At 65.5% G+C, this 17,087-nt stretch carries 20 protein-coding genes; 10 read left to right on the top strand and 10 right to left on the bottom strand.

Annotation, left to right across the window (positions count from 1 at the left end; translation table 11 throughout):
• Window positions 1-5: 5 nt before the first annotated feature.
• Both MesoLj_RS15285 and MesoLj_RS15290 read right to left on the bottom strand, forming a co-directional pair.
• Complete coding sequence (locus MesoLj_RS15285) at window positions 6-1,163, bottom strand: M24 family metallopeptidase (RefSeq protein ID WP_202326548.1); 1,158 nt, start codon at window positions 1,161-1,163, stop codon at window positions 6-8.
• Window positions 1,163-2,368, bottom strand: coding sequence for a RidA family protein (locus MesoLj_RS15290; RefSeq protein ID WP_202326549.1), 1,206 nt, complete (start codon window positions 2,366-2,368; stop codon window positions 1,163-1,165). Before MesoLj_RS15290 ends, MesoLj_RS15285 begins: the two co-directional genes overlap by 1 nt.
• A gap of 118 nt (window positions 2,369-2,486) precedes the next feature.
• Here MesoLj_RS15290 and MesoLj_RS15295 point away from each other — a divergent pair, with 118 nt between their 5' ends.
• A complete protein-coding gene (locus MesoLj_RS15295; RefSeq protein ID WP_202326550.1) occupies window positions 2,487-3,089 on the top strand; it encodes a TetR/AcrR family transcriptional regulator in 603 nt (200 codons plus the stop codon).
• Between the two features lie 30 nt (window positions 3,090-3,119).
• On the opposite strand, the gene MesoLj_RS15300 is transcribed toward MesoLj_RS15295, so the two are convergent.
• The 7 genes from MesoLj_RS15300 to MesoLj_RS15330 all read right to left on the bottom strand — a co-directional run bounded on the left by MesoLj_RS15300 (window position 3,120) and on the right by MesoLj_RS15330 (window position 10,025).
• The gene (locus MesoLj_RS15300) at window positions 3,120-3,959 is read right to left on the bottom strand and encodes a 3-methyl-2-oxobutanoate hydroxymethyltransferase (RefSeq protein WP_202326551.1); all 840 of its coding nucleotides are present in this window, start codon (window positions 3,957-3,959) and stop codon (window positions 3,120-3,122) included.
• 1 nt (window position 3,960) lies between these two features.
• The gene (rbsD, locus tag MesoLj_RS15305) at window positions 3,961-4,422 is read right to left on the bottom strand and encodes a D-ribose pyranase (RefSeq protein WP_202326552.1); all 462 of its coding nucleotides are present in this window, start codon (window positions 4,420-4,422) and stop codon (window positions 3,961-3,963) included.
• A gap of 16 nt (window positions 4,423-4,438) precedes the next feature.
• Window positions 4,439-5,398 (bottom strand): ribokinase, encoded by a 960-nt coding sequence (locus tag MesoLj_RS15310; protein ID WP_244735437.1) that lies wholly within the window; start codon window positions 5,396-5,398, stop codon window positions 4,439-4,441.
• A 12-nt stretch (window positions 5,399-5,410) separates the two neighbouring features.
• Window positions 5,411-6,928, bottom strand: coding sequence for a sugar ABC transporter ATP-binding protein (locus MesoLj_RS15315; protein WP_202326554.1), 1,518 nt, complete (start codon window positions 6,926-6,928; stop codon window positions 5,411-5,413).
• A 62-nt stretch (window positions 6,929-6,990) separates the two neighbouring features.
• A complete protein-coding gene (locus MesoLj_RS15320; RefSeq protein ID WP_140774181.1) occupies window positions 6,991-7,959 on the bottom strand; it encodes a sugar ABC transporter substrate-binding protein in 969 nt (322 codons plus the stop codon).
• Window positions 7,960-8,004: 45 nt separating this feature from the next.
• Window positions 8,005-9,027: an ABC transporter permease gene (locus MesoLj_RS15325; RefSeq protein ID WP_172349331.1), complete on the bottom strand. Its 1,023-nt coding sequence runs from the start codon at window positions 9,025-9,027 to the stop codon at window positions 8,005-8,007.
• Between the two features lie 233 nt (window positions 9,028-9,260).
• Window positions 9,261-10,025: a phytanoyl-CoA dioxygenase family protein gene (locus MesoLj_RS15330; RefSeq protein ID WP_140774179.1), complete on the bottom strand. Its 765-nt coding sequence runs from the start codon at window positions 10,023-10,025 to the stop codon at window positions 9,261-9,263.
• Between the two features lie 177 nt (window positions 10,026-10,202).
• On the opposite strand from MesoLj_RS15330, the gene MesoLj_RS15335 reads away from it, so the two are divergent.
• Together MesoLj_RS15335 and MesoLj_RS15340 are read left to right on the top strand one after the other, a co-directional pair.
• Window positions 10,203-11,054, top strand: coding sequence for an AraC family transcriptional regulator (locus MesoLj_RS15335; RefSeq protein ID WP_244735438.1), 852 nt, complete (start codon window positions 10,203-10,205; stop codon window positions 11,052-11,054).
• 377 nt (window positions 11,055-11,431) lie between these two features.
• Complete coding sequence (locus MesoLj_RS15340; RefSeq protein WP_202326555.1) at window positions 11,432-12,151, top strand: gamma-glutamylcyclotransferase; 720 nt, start codon at window positions 11,432-11,434, stop codon at window positions 12,149-12,151.
• 315 nt (window positions 12,152-12,466) lie between these two features.
• Here the strand turns inward: MesoLj_RS15340 and MesoLj_RS15345 are convergent, their stop codons facing one another.
• Window positions 12,467-13,324, bottom strand: a complete 858-nt coding sequence (locus tag MesoLj_RS15345) for an NAD(P)H-binding protein (RefSeq protein WP_202326556.1) — start codon at window positions 13,322-13,324, stop codon at window positions 12,467-12,469.
• A gap of 84 nt (window positions 13,325-13,408) precedes the next feature.
• Here MesoLj_RS15345 and MesoLj_RS15350 point away from each other — a divergent pair, with 84 nt between their 5' ends.
• From MesoLj_RS15350 to MesoLj_RS15380, 7 genes are all read left to right on the top strand, one after another.
• On the top strand, window positions 13,409-13,732 hold the full coding sequence (locus MesoLj_RS15350; protein WP_140774176.1) for an ArsR/SmtB family transcription factor: 324 nt from the start codon (window positions 13,409-13,411) through the stop codon (window positions 13,730-13,732).
• A complete protein-coding gene (locus MesoLj_RS15355) occupies window positions 13,729-14,160 on the top strand; it encodes an SRPBCC family protein (RefSeq protein ID WP_202326557.1) in 432 nt (143 codons plus the stop codon). The genes MesoLj_RS15350 and MesoLj_RS15355 overlap by 4 nt, the downstream gene beginning before the upstream one ends.
• A 76-nt stretch (window positions 14,161-14,236) precedes the next feature.
• Window positions 14,237-14,629 carry a VOC family protein gene (locus MesoLj_RS15360; RefSeq protein ID WP_140774174.1) on the top strand — a complete coding sequence of 131 codons (393 nt, stop codon included), beginning with the start codon at window positions 14,237-14,239 and terminating at the stop codon, window positions 14,627-14,629.
• A 42-nt stretch (window positions 14,630-14,671) separates the two neighbouring features.
• Window positions 14,672-14,893, top strand: a complete 222-nt coding sequence (locus MesoLj_RS15365) for a hypothetical protein (RefSeq protein WP_202326558.1) — start codon at window positions 14,672-14,674, stop codon at window positions 14,891-14,893.
• Window positions 14,894-14,904: 11 nt separating this feature from the next.
• Entirely contained in the window at window positions 14,905-15,333 is a 429-nt protein-coding gene (locus MesoLj_RS15370; RefSeq protein WP_140774172.1) for a DUF1801 domain-containing protein, read from the top strand.
• Between the two features lie 33 nt (window positions 15,334-15,366).
• Entirely contained in the window at window positions 15,367-15,759 is a 393-nt protein-coding gene (locus tag MesoLj_RS15375) for a DUF1801 domain-containing protein (protein WP_202326559.1), read from the top strand.
• 199 nt (window positions 15,760-15,958) lie between these two features.
• Window positions 15,959-17,053, top strand: coding sequence for an acyltransferase family protein (locus MesoLj_RS15380; protein ID WP_202326560.1), 1,095 nt, complete (start codon window positions 15,959-15,961; stop codon window positions 17,051-17,053).
• Window positions 17,054-17,087 lie beyond the last annotated feature (34 nt).

A 17,087-nucleotide genomic window follows, 5' to 3' on the forward strand; every position in this document is an offset into this window, starting at 1 on the left:
GGGGCTCAGCCCGCGAGGATGATGTCGCGCGGCGTGCGGGACAGCACCTGCGCACCGGTCGTGGTGACAAGTACATTGTCGATGATGCGGGCGCCAAGGCCTTCGGCGCCGATATAGACCGGCGGCTCGATGGTGACCACCATGCCGGCCTTCAGCATGTGCGGGCTGTCGCCGATCATGTGCAGCGGCTCGGCCCAGCTCGGCGGAAAGCCCGGCCCCAACGCATAGCCGGATGTATGGACACGGCAGGCTTCGAGCCCAGCCTCGCCGATGACGGCGCGGGCCGCCTGGTGCGGCACGGTTGCCGGCACGCCGTCGCGGATGACAGCAATCATGGCGTCGCTGGCGCGCAGCACGATGTCGTGCAGTTCGGCCATGCGCGGCGTCGGCGTGCCCAGCGCGAAATTGCGGCCGATGGTGGCGGTGTAGCGGTTGAAGGTGGCGCCGAATTCGATGTTGCCGAAATCGCCATGTTCGAGCCGGCGCGCGGTCGGCGCGCCGTGGCTGTAGGCGGAGCGCGGACCGGAGACGAGGTTGATCGGACTGGCGGCGATGCCGCTGCCGTTGCGCAGCAAGGTCTCGTGGATGCCGCCGGCCAGCGCCAGTTCCGACAGGCCCGCCGCGAGCTCGCCGGCAAAACGCTCCATGCCAAGGTCGGCAAGGGCCGCCGCGCGCCTGATATAGTCGATCTCGGCCGGCGATTTCACCAGCTTCAGCCCGGCGATCAGCTCGGTCGCCTCGGTGACCAGGGCATCGCCGATGACGGCGCGAAGGCCGAGATAGTGATGCGGGTGGAGGTAGTAGGCCGGCACTTCGAGGCCGACACGCCTGCCGAGCACGCCGTGGCGCCGCGCCATACCGGCGAAGGCCGCGACCGGGTCCTCGTTCTCGCCGCCGCCATAGCCTTGGACCTCGCCGACAAGGGCGTCCGTCTCGAATTCATGCACCTCGCCCTGGCGTGTCAGCACGACGAGCGGCTCGTCACGCGTGCCGACCAGCAGGCATTGGAATTCCTGGTAGCTCTTGGCGTCGCTGCCGGTCAGCCAATGGATGGCCGCCGGGTGGATGGCAACCAGCCAATCGAGATCGCGTACGGCCATGGCGGCGCGGACACGCGCCAGCCGATCGGCGAACTCGGCGGGGGTGAAGTCGTGTTTCGACATCAGTCTCGCGTCACCGCCATCGCCTCGATCTCGATCAGCAGGTTCTCGAAGGCGAAGCCGGCGACGCGGATCGCGGTCACCGCCGGACCGGGCTCGGGGTAGAATTCGCGCTGCACGCGGGCAATCACCGCGCGCGTCGCCTCGATCCCGGTCCAGCCGCCTTCGGCATGATAGTAGATATAGAGCTTGGCGACATCGCTTTCGTCGAGCCCGCCTTCGGCCAGCGTGCGGCGGATGAACTCGAAGACGTTGCGGGTCTGCGTCTCCATGTCGTCGCCGACGGCCTGCGCCTTGTTGTCGGCCGAGATCTGGCCGCCGATGAAGGCGAGCCCGCCGATCTTCCAGCCCTGCGTGAACTGGGTGTTGGGAATGCTCCAGTCCCAATGGTTGGCCGGCTGCAGGCGCTGCTTGTCGTCGCCGAGCATGCCGATGCCCTCGACCTGGATCAGTTCGTCGGCATTGCCCATGCCCTGGATGCGCAATCCGGCACCGGCCGCCGAAGGCACCGACATGTAGCGGCGGCGCACATTGGTCATCTTCTCCCAGTAGTCGGTGACCTCGCGGCCCTCGCCGAAAAAGCGGAAATAGGTGTTCTGGCGCATCAGGCTGTGGCGGTCGCCGCCGCCCGACCGCAGCATGGTATCGAGGTTGCGGAAGGCCTCCTCGGTCTGCACCTCGATATCGCCGAGCCCGAGCACATTGCCTTCGGCATCGAGCGAGCGCTGGCCGCCGACAAACAGCATGTCGCCGACCTTCCAGCCATGGACGAAGGGCAGCTGCTTGCGCCAGCGCCAGTGGCCCGGTGGGTCGAGCAGTTCGCGCTTGCCGCCGATCACCACCCAGGCGTCGACCATCAGCAGCGCGCCCTCGCGGTCGAGGCCGCAGCGGATTTCCGTGGTGGTCGGGCCGGGGGCCGCGAAACCGCCGGCGCGAACGGCATCGAGTTCGTCGAGGAAGGCGCCGACGGCATCGGCTTCGCAACTGAAATAGATGTTGTGCTTGACCACATCGGCCATGCCGGCGCCGGCCTGGGCGAGAAGGGCCGCCAGCCGGTCGAAGATGGCGCGCGCCTGACCGGTTATGCCGGTTGCGACGATATTGCCGCCGGCGTCCGTCGCCATCAGCCCGCCGATGAAGACCAGGTCGCCGGCGCGGACGGCCTGCGGCGCCGATCCTTCGATATCGCTGAAAGTCTGCATCCGCATCACGTATCCTCCCCGCTGATTTTAGACTTACTTACCTGCAAGTCAGTGTTCCGTCAAATGCTGGGGACGCCGCAAAGCTTCGGCGTCCAAGGCCAACGCATTTGGCTATGATGGAAGCATGGACGAGACCGACACCAGGCAGGCGATCAAGGATACGGCGCTGGAGCTTCTGGTGCGCCATGGCTATCGCGGCACCAGCTTCGGCGATATTTCGGCGGCGCTCGGCACGACGCGCGCCAACATCCACTATCATTTCGGCAACAAACAGGCGCTGGTCGACGAGGTGCTTGGCGACTACATGCAGGCGACGCTGAGCGGCTTGCGCGCGGTGTGGTCGGCGCAGGGAGCCACCCTCTCGGATCAGGTCGAGGCGATGATCGCCTACAGCCGCGCGCGATTCAGCCATTTCAATCCGACCGGTACCGAGGGGCACGGCTGGAGCCTGATCTCGCGGCTGCGCCAGGATGCCGATCTGCTGGGCGATCGCGGCCGGCAGATGCTCGGCCATTTCGGCGTCGAGCTCTCGGCTCTGTTCGCGGAGGCGCTGTCGTCGGCGGGCCGGCGTGGCGAGCTTGCGCCCAATGTGGTGCCCGCCGACGCCGCGCTGCTGTTCGCGGTGATAGCCGACAATGCCGCGCCGATCACGCTTGCCGAGGGCGGTTTCGAGCGGCTGGAGCGGACCTATCGCAGCCTGCGGCAGATGATCGAGAACCGGCCCTGAACGAATCAAGGTCCGGCTCTGTCCGCTTGTTTATCCCTGGCTAATCTCGTCCGCCTCGAGACGGGAGCGAAATTCCTCCAGCTCGGCGTCGGTGATGCCGGCGATCTCGGTCTCGGCCGGGTAGCTGCCGCCGGCGACCTCCCTGCGAAAGCCTGACAGCGCCTCGATGCGGGCATCGCGGACGGCCTTGTGGAGGGCGGCCAGATTGCCCCAGGCGCGGGCGTGGCGGGGCAGGCGGGCGCTTTCGCCTGATATGTCCGAGGTGAACAGGAACATCACATCGGCTGATGGACCGGACCCCAGCGAGACCGTGACCAGCCCGGTGCGGCGGTTGATCTCGGCCATGACCTCGGCCGGAATGATCTCGCATTCGACGGCGAAGGCGCCGGCATCTTCCAGCCGGCGGAAGCGGTCCCACAATTCGAGCGCCTCGGTGGCGGTCCTGCCGACGGCACGGATGCCGCCGACCCAGGTCGATTTGCGCGGCACGAAGCCGAGATGGCCCATGACCGGGATCTGCTCGTTGGCGAGCATGCGCACGGTGTCGTGGCCGCGTCCGGTGATGACGGCGTCGGCGCCGGTCGTGATCGCGCTGAAAGCGGTGCGCAGGATCTCGTCCGATGTCACCGCGTCAGCGAAGCCGAGGGCGGCGGTGACGAAGACACGGCGCGAGCCTTCGCGCACGCGCGCCACATTGGCGGCGCGGCAGACGACCATCTCGATGCCGGCGGCCTCCGCCGCCGCGGCCTCGTCCGCCGTCTCGGCCGTCACCTGCGCGACGTGCCGGCCGCTGCCCTTCAGCGCCCGCAGGCCGGCGACGGTCGCGCTGCGCTCGACCTCGCGGCCGCCGAAGTCGAAGATGCGGGGCATGTCAGCCCTTCAGCTTCTTGGCGTAGTAGTCGGGTGCGACAACGCCGGGCTTGGAGAACCAGGCCGGCACGTCGACGCCGGAATAGATGAGGATGTTGCCCCAGGGGTCGAAGGCGCCGGTGCGCACGATGACCTTGGCCTTTTTGGCCATCTCGCCGAGGATGGTCTCGTGCGTGGTCGTCTCGAAATCGGCGTCGGGGAACAGGCGCTTGAGTTTCGCCAGCAACGGCGCGTTGTGCACCGGCAGCGTGTCGGCATAGCCGACGCGCTCGGCGATCAGGTTCGCCGCGATCGGGCCGAGCACCGTTTCCAGGTCCGGCACGTCGGGCGAGATGGCGAGGTCGATGCGCCAGGCGCTCGACGGGATCGGAAAGCCGGCGTCGCAGACGATCATCAGATCGCCATGGCCCATCGAGGCGATGGCGTGCGACAGTTCGGCGTTGAGCAGGCGGTTCCGGTTCATCTCTTTTCCTTCCGTGTTATTTCTGGGGCCATGTTGTCTTGAGGGCTTCGGCGAACAGCGCGTCGGCCTGTGCCCGTTCGGGCAGGCCCGGAATGACGCCGAGCCTTGTGCAGGCTATGCCGCCGCAGACGACGCCGAAGCGCACGGCGTCGACAATGTCGCGGCCCTCGGCCAGTGCCACGGCAAAGCCCGAGTTGAAGGCGTCGCCGGCGCCGGTCGTGTCGACCACCTCGACCGGCACGGCCGGCACCATGATGTCGAGCTCGTCGGTGAGGATGAGCGCGCCGCTGCGGCCGAGCGTGACCACGACGTTGCGCACGCCACGGCGACGCAGTTCGCCGGCCAGTTCGCGTGACGAGCGCGGATCGTCGGCGGGCAGGCCAAGCAGGATGCGCAATTCGCTTTCGTTCGGGGTGAGATAATCGACATTGGCGAAGATCGCGTCGGGAAGCTGGCGCGCGGGTGCGGGGTTGAGGATGGTGCGGGCGCCGTGCCTGCGGCCAAGCTCCATGGCACGGGCGGCGGCCGGTATCGGCACTTCGAGCACGGTCATCACCACATCGCTGTGCGCAATGCGCTGTTCGGCGGTGTCGACGACTGCCGCATCCATCAGCTCATTGGCGCCCATGTCGAGGATGATGAAATTCTCGCCCTTGTCGTTGAGAATGATGAAGCCGACGCCGGTGGCGCGTTCCGTCCGTGTCGTCACAAAGCTCGCATCGACGCCCTCGGCGGCATAGAGGTCGGTGGCGATGCCGGCGAGCTTGTCGGTGCCGATGATGGCGACCAGCGAGGAGGCGGCGCCGAGCCTGGAGGTCGCCACCGCCTGGTTCGAGCCCTTGCCGCCGGCGCCCATGTCGAAATCGGTGCCGAGCATGGTTTCGCCGAAGATCGGCAGTTTCGGCGCCCGCATGGTCAGGCCGACAGCGAAGCTGCCGACGATAGTGATCCTTGGTGCGGTCTGGGGTTTGCTCATCAATCGCCTCGTTCAGGACGCCATGGCGCGCGCCAGGATCGCTTCCTCGTTGATGCCGGCTCCGGTCAGTTCACCCGAAACGCGGCCATTGCGCAGCACCAGAACGCGTTCGGCGTTCATGATCAATTCGGGAATCTCCGACGAGATCATCACCACCGCCACGCCTTCGCCGGCGATGCCGCGCAAAATGGCGTAGATCTCGGCCTTGGCGCCGACATCGACGCCACGCGTCGGCTCGTGCAGCACCAGCACGCGCGGATTGGTGACGAGGCTGCGGCCAAGGATGATCTTCTGCTGGTTGCCGCCGGACAGCGTGGCGAGCTTCTGGCCGAGATGTGAAATGCGCGCATCGAGCCGGGCGACCTGCGCGCGGGCCTCGCGGCGCACGGCACCACGCCGCATGAAGCCGGCCAGCGAAAAGCGCGGCAGCGAGGCCGAGACGACATTGTTGGCGACGCTCATGCTCAGCAGAGCGCCGGCGCCGCGCCGGTCGGCCGGTACCAGCGCCATGCCGTTGCGGATCGAGGCCCGCGGGTCGGCGGCGCGCAATTCCGTGCCGTCGATGGTGACGCGACCGCGCCGGGCGCAGAGGCCGAACAGGGCTTCGCCGAGCATGTCCTTGCCGGAATCGGGCAGGCCGCCAATGCCGAGGATCTCGCCGGCGCGGGCATGGAAGCTCAGCTCGTCGAGGCTCGGCGCGGTCAGCTTTTCGACGGCGAGCACGATCGGCGCCTCATGCGAGCGCGCCTCGGCCTGCAGCGACCACTGCGCCGCCGTGTCGAGTTCGCGGCCGACCATGGCGCGGATCAGCCGGTCCTCCGACAGGCCGTCATTGTCAATGGTCTCGATGGTGCGGCCGTCGCGCATCACGGTGATGCGGTCGGCAAGGTCGAGCACTTCCTTCAAATGATGCGAAACGTAGATGATGGTGACGCCTTCGCCGCGCAACTGTTTGACGATCTCGAACAGGCGGTCGCTCTCGCGCTTGGAAAGCGCCGAATTGGGTTCGTCCAGCACCAGCACGCGGGCGCGCTGGCGGATGGCGCCAGCGATCTCGACCAGCTGCATCTCGGCCACCGACAGGCGCGAGACCCTGGTGTCGGGATCGAGCGTGCCCATGCCGAGCCGGGTGAGCGCGGCGCGCGCCTCGCGCCGCATCTCGTCGCGCGGCACCAGCGACACGACGGAGCGCGCCGCCATGTCCGACATCATGATGTTTTCGGCGATGGTCAGCGTCGGGCAGAGCGCCAGTTCCTGGTAGACCACGGTGATGCCGGCGGCGCGGCTGACGAGCGGCGAGGCGATGATTGCCGGCTTGCCGTCGATGCGGATCTCGCCGCCATCGGGCTGCAGGTCGCCGGCCAGCATGTTCATCAGCGTCGATTTGCCGGCGCCGTTCTCGCCGATCACGGCATGCACCTCGCCGGCGCGGAAGGCGACGGAAATGCGGTCAAGCGCCAGCACGCCGGGGAACCGCTTGGTCAGGCCGGAGATTTCGACGATCGGGGCAGGGGTCTGTTGTTCTGTCATCGGCTGGCTGGCCAGGCGGATCCGCCGGTCACGAGGACCGGCGGACCCGCGGGGCTGGCTTGTTACTTCTTTGCCACCTCGGCGATGTTTTCCTTGGTGTAGATGCCGACGCCGGTATCGACATTGTCGATCGGCTCGCCCTTGAGGAACTTGACCAGAAGGTCGACGGCGGCAAAGCCCTGCTTTTCCGGCGCCTGATCGATCGTGGCGTCGACATTGCCGTCCTGCACGAGCTGCACCGTCTGGTCGAGCAGGTCGAAGCCGACCACCTTGACCTTGTCGGCGGCCTTGTTGCGTTCCACCCAGGTGCCGGCGGCCGGCGTCGAGCAGCATTCCAGCGACAGCACGCCCGAGATCGACGGGTTGGCGAGCATGGCGTTCTCGATCGCCGAATAGATCTTCTGCGGGTCGGTGCCGGTGTTGAGCGTGTTGACAACTTCGATGCCGGGCTCGGCCTTGAGCGCTTCGCGAGCGCCTTTCTCGCGGTCGAGCGACCATTGCGCGGCGGCGTCGATGGTGGTGATCATCACCTTGCCCTTGCCGCCCAGCACCTTGGACATCAGCTTGCCCGCCTCGCGGCCGGACTGGACGAGGTCCTGGCCGGCGAAGGCGAGGCGCTTGCTCTGGGGATTGTCGGTGTTGAAGGTCACGACCGGGATACCGGCGGCAATGACGCGGTCGATCACCGGCGCCAGCGCGTCGGTCGACACGGAAGAGATCGCCAGGCCGTCCATCTTGCCCATCAGCGTCTCGATCTCCGAGATCTGGCCGTCGGCATCGGCGCCGACCGGGCCGATGAACTGAGCGCCGACCTTGTCCTCCTTGGCTGCGCGCTCGACGCCCGCCTTCATGAACGGCGCGAATTCGTTGGAGACGTCATGGTAGGAGACATAGAAGTCGAGCGGCTGGCCGGCATCGATCTTGGCCTTGATGCGAGGCGCAAGCTGGAAATCGGCGAGCTTGGATTCGGCATGGGCCGAGAGCGGAAGAAGGCCGATCGCTGCCGCGAGAATGACGTGTCTGATGTTCATGGATAGTCCTCCCTTTTTGGTTCTGGTTGCTTCTGTCTTCTGCGATTAACCGGCTCGGCGCGTGCTCCATTTGTCGATGCCGACCGCGATGATGATGACCAGGCCGATCATCAGTTCCTGCACGAAGGGCGACACGCCGAGCAGCACAAGGCCGTTGCGCATGACGCCGATGATGAGCACGCCCAGTATGGTGCCGAGGATCGTGCCTTCGCCGCCCGACAGCGAGGCGCCGCCGACAATGGTGGCGGCGATGACGTCGAGCTCGAGGCCAAGGCCGGTGCGTCCGGCCTGGCTGGAGGGCAGGAAGGCGAGGCCCAGAATGCCGGCGAAGGCGGCAAGCACGCCCATCAGGATGAAGGCTGATATCTTGACCTTGTTGACGGAGATGCCGGAAACGCGCGCCGCCTTGGCGCTGCCGCCGACGGCATAGACGCGGAAGCCGAAATTGGAGAAGGACAGGACAAGCCAGGCCAGCACCGCGACGATGACCAGGAACACCAGCTGCATGGGAATGATGGTGAAGAGATAGCCCTGGCCCATGAAGGAGAAGGCCTGCAGCACATCGGGCAGCGCGCCATTGCGGGCGTTGACCGTCACCGGCTGGCCGTTGGTCAGGATCAGCGCCGCACCGCGCACGATCGAGAGCATGCCGAGCGTCGCGATCAGGGAGGGCAGGCGGCCATAGGTGGACAGCACGCCGTTGATGAGGCCGATGACGACGCCGGTGGCGAGGCCGACGCAGATCGCCGGCAGCAGCGCCCAGCCGGCGATGATCAGCATGCCGGTGGCGAGGCCCGAAAACGCATAGGTCGAGCCGACCGACAGGTCGACCTCGCCCGCGATCAGCACGAACGTCATGCCGACCGCCATGATCCCGAGCAAGGAGATCTGGCGCCCGACATTGAGCAGGTTTAGCGATGTCAGGAATCCATCGGTGGCGAAGGACAGGAACAGGCACAGCACGAGCAGGGCGATGAACACACCTGCCTCGCGCGCCCGCAAAAGCCGCGCCAGCGTGAATCGGTCCGTGGCTGGCGCGCGCGCGCCGGTCCTGACCGCATGGGCCATACAGCATCCTCCCTCAGCGTGATCGGCCGGTCCTCACCAGCGTGACCACTCTTCCATTCCATCGACCCGGGCCGAGCTCGTGCGCGGGCCGATGCATTCGTGCCGATCCCAAACTGATTCAGGGTCGGGCTCTATCTCCCTGTTCGGCCATGATCTTTCGGCAAGCCGTGCGCGGCTCCGGGGATCATGGCCAAGGCGTGGGCGTCGCCGCCCATGCCGGTATTTTCGCGGCGTCAGGACGCCTGGCGGAACGAGCCGGCCGGCACCTTGCGCAGCTCGTCGAAATTCCCGTATTCGCGAACCTTCTTGAACGGGGCGTTCTCGACGGCGTTGTAGGAGCAGATGTAGCCCCAGCGATAGGTGTCGGAGCGGTTGGCATCGGAGCGATGCAGGAGATTGCCGTCGAAGATCAGCGCGTCGCCGGCTTCCATCTCGACATAGATGTGCTCGTAGCGCTTCAGTGCTGCGTCCAGATGTTCCTGCTCGACATTGGTCTGGTCGTTCTCGCGGATATGATTGAGGCGACCGAGCTTGTGCGTACCCTTCAGCACCTGCAGGCAGCCATTCTCGCGGGTCGCCTTGTCGAGCGCGACATAGATGCTCATCATCTCCGGCGCTAGGCAGCCGTAATTGTACCAGTAGCCGAAATCCTGGTGCCATTCCCAGGCGCCTCCCTCATTGGGCTGCTTCATCGTCATCTTGTGGCTGTAGAGGTAGATCGGCTTGCCGACGGCGTCCTCGGCCAGATCGACCATGCGCTCGTCGCGGGCGAGCAGCCCGTATTTGTCGTCCTCGGCCTTGGTCCACATCTTCAGAAGGGTGGTCTTGCCCTCCTTGTCGCCCTTGGCCATCACGGCGCCATTCTTGTTTTCCGCTTCCAGCTGCGCGCGGGCATGGTCGCGAAAATCCTCCACTTCCGCCACGCTGAGCAGCCCCCTGCGGATAATATAGCCATCACGGGCGTAGTCTTCCGCCTCTTTCCTCGTCATCGCCAGCATCGTCTTGCCTCCCTGGACTGTCGGGCCGTCAGCGACGCAAGGCGCCGGGAAAACCCGTGAAACTGGGGTTCTCGGTAAAAGCCCGCAGAAATCCCCGACCTCATGCGAGCAACCATAGCGACGCTGGGCGGCGAACAAAATGGACAGCAAGGCGCTTGTTTTGTATAAAACGCGCATATGAACAAGACGGATGTTTTCGAGAGTTTCCACTATGTGCCGGCCGCGGGCTGGACGCGCACGGCCTTCAGCGTGCTGCGCGCCGGCAAGGTGGCGGCGGCGCGCGATTACCGCATAGAACGGCCGGTCTATCCCGGTCAGGACATCCTCTACTGCCTGTCGGGGAGGGGCCATGTCGAGACGCTGGGCCAGCGGCTGGACGTGCGCGCTCACCAACTGGTGTGGATGGCCAATGAGGCGCCGCATGTGCATTGCGCCGATCCGGACGAGCCGTGGACGCTGCTGTGGTTCCGGCTCGACGGTCCGGACCCGGCGATCCTGCGGCGCAAGCTGTTCGGCGAGGGCGTGTTGCGCACCGCCTTCACGGAAGCGACCACCCCGGCGCCGTGGTTCGAGCGGCTGTTTTCGGCGCTGCGCCGGCGCGACGCTGGTCTCGACCTGCGGCTGAACCAGCTGGTCGCCGAGTTCCTGCTTCTGGTCGACCGCGCGGTGAACGGCGCCGGCAATGACGACCTGCCGAAGCCGCTGGCCTCGGCGCTCGACGCCATGCGCGCCGAACCCGGTTTTGCGTGGGCGGCCCCCGACCTTGCCGCCGTCACCGGGCTCGGCGCCTCGCAGGTGCGGCGGCTGTTCCAGAAACATCTGCGCACCAGCCCGCACCAATGGCTGATGCGCGAGCGGCTGATGCAGGCGCAATCGCTGCTGGTGCAGGGCGATCAGCCGCTGGCCGAAGTGGCGGAAGCCTGTGGCTTCTGCGACGTCTATCATTTCGGGCGCGAGTTCAAACGATCGGTGGGCATTTCGCCGGCCGCCTGGCGGCGCAGCGAACTGAGTGCCGCGCCGGGGCGGTAGGAGGGCATGGAGGGTGGCAGCTTACCTCGGCCGTTAGCGGAAACGCCCGACACTTCGTCATCCACGGGCGGAGCAGGAGCGAAGCTCCGTCGCGAAGACCCGAGGATCCATTCCGTGACCTTGACCGAGGGCGCAGCGGAGCAAAATTCTGCACCGTGGCAGCGCATCGGAGTCCCGGCATGGATCCTCGGGTCTGCGCCGCGTCGCTTCGCTCCTTGCTCCGCCCGTGGATGACGAACGCGAGGAGGCTTTCGGCCAATTCCAATACTGTGCGCTCAGTCTTTTCAAGCGCTTGGGCGCGCCCGCTCAGATTCTGAGTCGGCGCCCGAGAAGCCCTGGCCCTTGAGAATCCCTCTGCCTTCAGCAAGATAACGAACATGAGCAAGCCGATTTCCACCACCCCGCCGCGCAAGGCGCCGATGGCGCTGACCGAGGCGCTGGTGGCGCGCACCATGCGTGTGGTCGAGGATGCCGGGCCGACGCCGGGCATGGTCCATATGACTGACGCCGACTATGCGCGGTTTCGCGACGAGATCCTGGCCTCGGCGCCGCCTGGACCGCTGAAGCTGTTTGCCTATGGCTCGCTGCTGTGGAAGCCGGCTGGCGAGGTCGGGGGCGGCGAACGGGCGGTGGCGCGGGGCTGGCACCGGTCGTTCTGCTTCACGGTGCAGCGCTTTCGCGGCACGCTCGAGCAGCCCGGCCTGATGATGGCGCTCGACCGCGGCGGCCAGTGCCAGGGCATGGTGTTCGAGATCGCCGAGCCGGTCGCGGCCAATCTGGAAGCGCTGCTGCGCCGCGAGATGACCATCCTGCCCGCCGTCAACGTGCCGCGCTGGCTGCAGGTCGGTACGGAAGGCGGGGCGAGCCGCGCGCTGGGCTTCGTCGTCGATCCCGCCAATCCGCGCTATGCCGGCAAGCTCGACAAGAAGGCGGTCGCCGCGACTTTGGCGAGGGCCGTCGGCCATTGGGGCTCAGGCGCGCAATATCTGTTCGAGACGATCCGCCACCTCGACGCCTGCGGGATCCGCGACCGCAATCTGTGGCAGTTGCAGGAACTGGTGGCGCAGGAGATCGGGCGCGTGCATGCCGGGGTCTAGTGGCTTTGCACGAAACCAGACGCCCGCGTTGACGGATCGCCTGCCTTGGCGATTGGCGGAAACATCCACCGCGTCGTCATCCACGGGCGGAGCAAGGAGCGAAGCGACGCGGCGCAGACCCGAGGATCCATTCCGGGACTCTGGAGCGCCGCCACGGTGCAGAATTCTGCTCCGCTGCACTTTGCCGCAAAGGTCACGGAATGGATCCCAGGGTCTCCGCGACGGAGCTTCGCTCCTGCTTCGCCCTAGGATGACGAAGTTGGGAAGGCTTCGCCTCATCTCCACCCAATCGGTCAAAACAACTGTGTCGAGGATCTAGTTATCCTTCCGCACTCCAAACGCCGCCCGAACCAGGAAATCCCGAAAGCTTTCCGGCGGCTTACCCGTAAGCGCGGTGAAATCGCTGGAGGTCGAGGCATAGCGGCCCTCGGCGATCGAGGCGCATAGAGTGGCGAAGGCCTGTGGCCAGGGGGCGTCGAGGCGTGCCGACGCGGAGGCCAGGTAGTCGTCCAGGGAGCAGGGACGATAGCGCAAGGGCTGTCCTGTCGCCTCACCATAACCTGCGGCGATCTCGTCAAAGTTCAGCGTCTGGTTTCCGGTGATCGTGTAAAGGGCGCGGGCGGCGCCCGGTCTGGCCGCCACAGCGGCGACGGCCGCCGCAACATCATCGCGCGAGACAGGCGCAACCAGGCCCTGTCCGGCAGGCAGCACCAATTCCCCCGAGGCTGACGTCAGCCAGGTGTCGAGGATGAGATCGCTGTAGAGGCCGCAGCGCAGGATGGTCGAGGGCAAGGAGGCCAGCCGGCGTTCGGCGTCGCGATAGGCCGGTGCGTAGTAAAAGGGCGAGGATTCACCGATATCGACGATGCTGGTGAAGGTGACGTGGCGGACAGACGCCGCCCTTGCCGCCTCGATGGCGTTGGCGTGATGGCGCATGACCGCATCCGCGTCGCCATCGCTTGAGATCAGCACCAGTTCGTCGATGCCGGCGAAGGCTGTCTTCAGGGAGGAGATATCCTCGTAGTCACCGACGCGCAGCGCTGTTTCCCGGGGCAGGCGCCCTTGCACGGCCTCAGGCTTGCGGACAAGTGCTGCCACCTCGTGGCCCGACGACACCAGCCTCGAGACGACGGCGCGTCCGACATGGCCGGTGGCTCCGGTGACGAGGATCATTCCTGCCGCTCCAATCTCGCTCTTGACGAACATATATCTCTCTGGTTATACGTCAACCAATAGCCAACGGGTTATCGATCCGACATGCCGGACGCTCATGACATGCTCTTCAGGACGCTCGCCGACCCGACCAGGCGGGCGATCTTCGAACGGCTGTGCCGGCAGGGAGAGCAGACGGTGGGGGCGCTGACGAGCCAGTCCGGCGTGTCGCAGCCGGCGGTGTCGAAGCATCTGGGCGTGCTCAAACAGGCCGGGTTGGTGCGCGACCGCCACGAGGGGCGCCAGACGCATTACAGCGCGCAGCTTGGCGCGCTGGCGCCGCTGATGGACTGGACGCGTCAGATGGCCGGGTTCTGGGAAAGCCGGTTCGACGATCTCGAGGATTTGCTCAAAAGGATGGACCAGTGAACGACAGTGCCCAGCAAAACCGCACTGTCGTCGTCGAGCGGGAGATTTCCCATCCGCCGGAAAAGCTCTGGCGCGCGCTGACGCAACCGCATCTGATCGAGGAATGGCTGATGAAGAACGATTTCAAGCCCGCTGTCGGCCACCGCTTCAACATCAGCGCCGATTGGGGCGGCGTGCTGGACTGCGAGGTGCTGGCCGTCGAACCGAACAGGACGCTGTCCTACACTTGGAACCTCGTGCACCAGGATCCGGCGTTCGATCTCAGGAGCGTGGTGACCTTCACGCTCACCCCGACATCGACCGGAACCCATCTGCGCATGGAGCAATCCGGCTTCCGGCCTGACCAGCGGCGCGCCTATGGCGGCGCAAGAACCGGTTGGCCGCAATTCTTCGAGAAGCTGGAGCAGCTTCTCGACCGGACGGACTGAAACCCGCCCGACTTGAAAACCAACACCTGACTTCACCGGGCGGCTTGGCCGCCAGCAAGACCTATGGAGGAAAATGATGAAGATCAAACTGACCAGCATCTATGTGGATGATCAGGAAAAGGCGCTTGCCTTCTACACCGGCGTGCTCGGCCTGACCAAGAAGGCCGATTTCAGCAATGGGCCGTTCCGCTGGCTGACGGTCGCCTCGCCGGATGAGCCCGAGGGCACCGAGCTGCAGCTGGCGCTCAACAACCAGCCGGCGGCCAAGGCCTACCAGCAGGCGATGTTCGAACAGGGCCAGCCGGCGGTGATGTTCTTCACCGACGACATCAAGGGCGATCATGAGCGCATCACGGCGCGCGGCGGCAATTTCGCCATGGCCCCGACCGAAGTGACCGGCTCGACCATCGCCAAGCTGAACGATGGCTGCGGCAATCTCATCCAGATCACGGAGTTGGCGCGCTGGTAGCAGCGCCCGGCTGGTTTCAAGCGTTTTTCCAAGGAGGTAAAATTGGACTGGAGCAAATGGATCAGGCAGGCGCATCGCTGGCTGTCGATCGTTTTCACGGCAACCGTCGTCGCCAATTTCGTCACCATGGCCTTTGGACAGCCGCCCGCCTGGGTGGTCTATTCGCCACTGCCGCCGCTCTTCCTTATGCTGTTCAGCGGCCTCTATATGTTCGTGCTGCCCTATATCGGGAAAGGACGCGGCGTGCAGCGGGTCAACGGATAGGAGGAAAGCGTATGGCCAAGTCGACACCGGCCAAGGCTGAGCCGAAGCTGCTTTCCGGCGGCAATCCGCAGATCGCCAAGGGCTATGGCGATGCCCCGGTGCAGGCCTATATCGCGGCGATGCCGGGCTGGAAGCGCGCGATGGGCGGGCGGCTCGATGCGCTCATCGAGCGCGCCGTGCCCGGCGTGCACAAGGCGGTGAAATGGAATTCGCCGCTTTATGGCGTCGAAGGCCAGGGCTGGTTCCTCGGCCTCCACTGCTTCACCAGATACATCAAGGTGGCTTTCTTTCGCGGCATGTCGCTGGATCCGGTGCCGCCAGGCGAATCCAAGAGCCAGGACACGCGCTACCTCAACATTCACGAGGACGATCCGTTCGACGAGGCGCAATTCAGCGCCTGGGTGAAGCAGGCCAGCCAATTGCCTGGCGAGCGCATGTGAGCGCGCTATTGTTCATTTTTTGAGGAGAACGACATGACCGGATCGCAGGAGAGCAAATCCCCCTCCGAACTGATCGACGGCAGGATCAGGGAACTCGGCGACTGGCGCGGCGAGATGCTCGGCCGGCTGCGCGCGCTCATCCATCAAGCCGATCCCGATGTGGTCGAGACATGGAAGTGGCGCGGGGTTCCGGTGTGGGAGCATTACGGCATGATCTGTACCGGCGAGACCTACAAGAGCGTCGTCAAGCTGACCTTCGCCAAGGGCGCGGCGCTGCCTGATCCCGCAGGGCTGTTCAACTCCAGCCTTGAAGGGAATACGCGGCGGGCTATTGATTTTCAGAAGGGTGAGGAGGTCAACGAAGAAGCCTTCAAGGCGCTGGTGCGGGCTGCCGTGGCGCTGAACAAATCGAAGGGGCGGAAGTAACTGCGTCATGGCCCATTGCGCATAACCGTCGCCGACGCCAGAAGATTGGCAATGACTTTGACGCTGCAAGGCAGCAAGCAAGGGTGGCTCGCCGTCTGCCCCACAAAACCAGCCCGCGTTTACGATCTGGGAAGCTTGATGGTGCTAGACATCTCGGAATGATGGCTGGCCATCTTGGCCGGTCCCGGATGGATTCGCCATGAACAGCCCGATGCGCATGCCGTGGGTGGACACGGCCAAAGGCCTCTCGATCATCCTCGTGGTCATGATGTATTCCGCCTACAACACCGGCGAGTACACGGGTGGTGTGGGCTTCCTGCACTATGTCATCGGCTTCGCGACGCCGTTCCGCATGCCGGAATTCTTCCTGATCTCCGGACTGTTCCTGTCGCAGGTGATCGACCGGCCGTGGCGGCGCTATGTCGACCGGCGCGTCGTCCACTATCTCTATTTCTACGTGCTGTGGGCGATCATCTCGATCGGACTGAAGATCGGCATCTTCAGCCGGGATCCGGGCGGCATGCTGCACGATCTCGCAATGGCCGTCGTCCAGCCGTATGGCGTGCTGTGGTTCATCTACATGCTGGCGGTGTTCGGCCTGGTCGCCAAGCTTTTGCGGCAATTTCGCGTGCCGGCCTGGATCGTCATTCCGATCGCTGCCGGCCTGCAGATGTGGGCGCCGCATCCCGACAGCTACGCGCTTGAACAGTTCGCGGCCTATTTCGTGTTCTTCTATCTCGGCTTCCTCTTGGCGCCGCTGGTGTTCCGGCTCGTCGAATGGACGCAGCCCCGCCCCATGCTGGCCGTCGCCGGCTTGGCTTTATGGGCTGTCGTCAACGGCCTGCTCGTCTATTCGCCGGGTTATGCCATGCAGCCGGTCGGCATGCAGATGGGCCTGGCGGCATGGCCGCCGCTGCATCTCACTCTGGCCGTCGCCGGCGCCGTGGCGCTTTGCGTGCTTGGCGGTTTCCTGTCGGCATTCCCTGTCATGGAGTGGCTGCGCTGGCTCGGAGAGCATTCGCTGGTCGTCTATGTCGCCTTCACCATCCCGATGTCGCTCTTCCGCGGCGCCGCGCTCGCAAGCGGCCTGCTGACCGACACAGGCATGCTCAGCCTGGCGGTGCTGCTGGTCTCGATCATCAGTCCGGTCGTGCTCTACCTCGTCATCCAGCGTATCGGCTTCGGCATGTTCCTGTTCGAGCGGCCGGCCTGGGCGCATGTCGACAACAGTGCGCCACAAGCGGCATCTAAGGCGGCGCTGCCCGCCACTGCCGCCCAATCAAGCCGCACATAGTCGAGCAGCGGGAGGCCAGCCTCAGCCGTCCCGC

It is taken from the genome of Mesorhizobium sp. 113-3-9 (assembly GCF_016756515.1).
Taxonomy (GTDB): domain Bacteria; phylum Pseudomonadota; class Alphaproteobacteria; order Rhizobiales; family Rhizobiaceae; genus Mesorhizobium.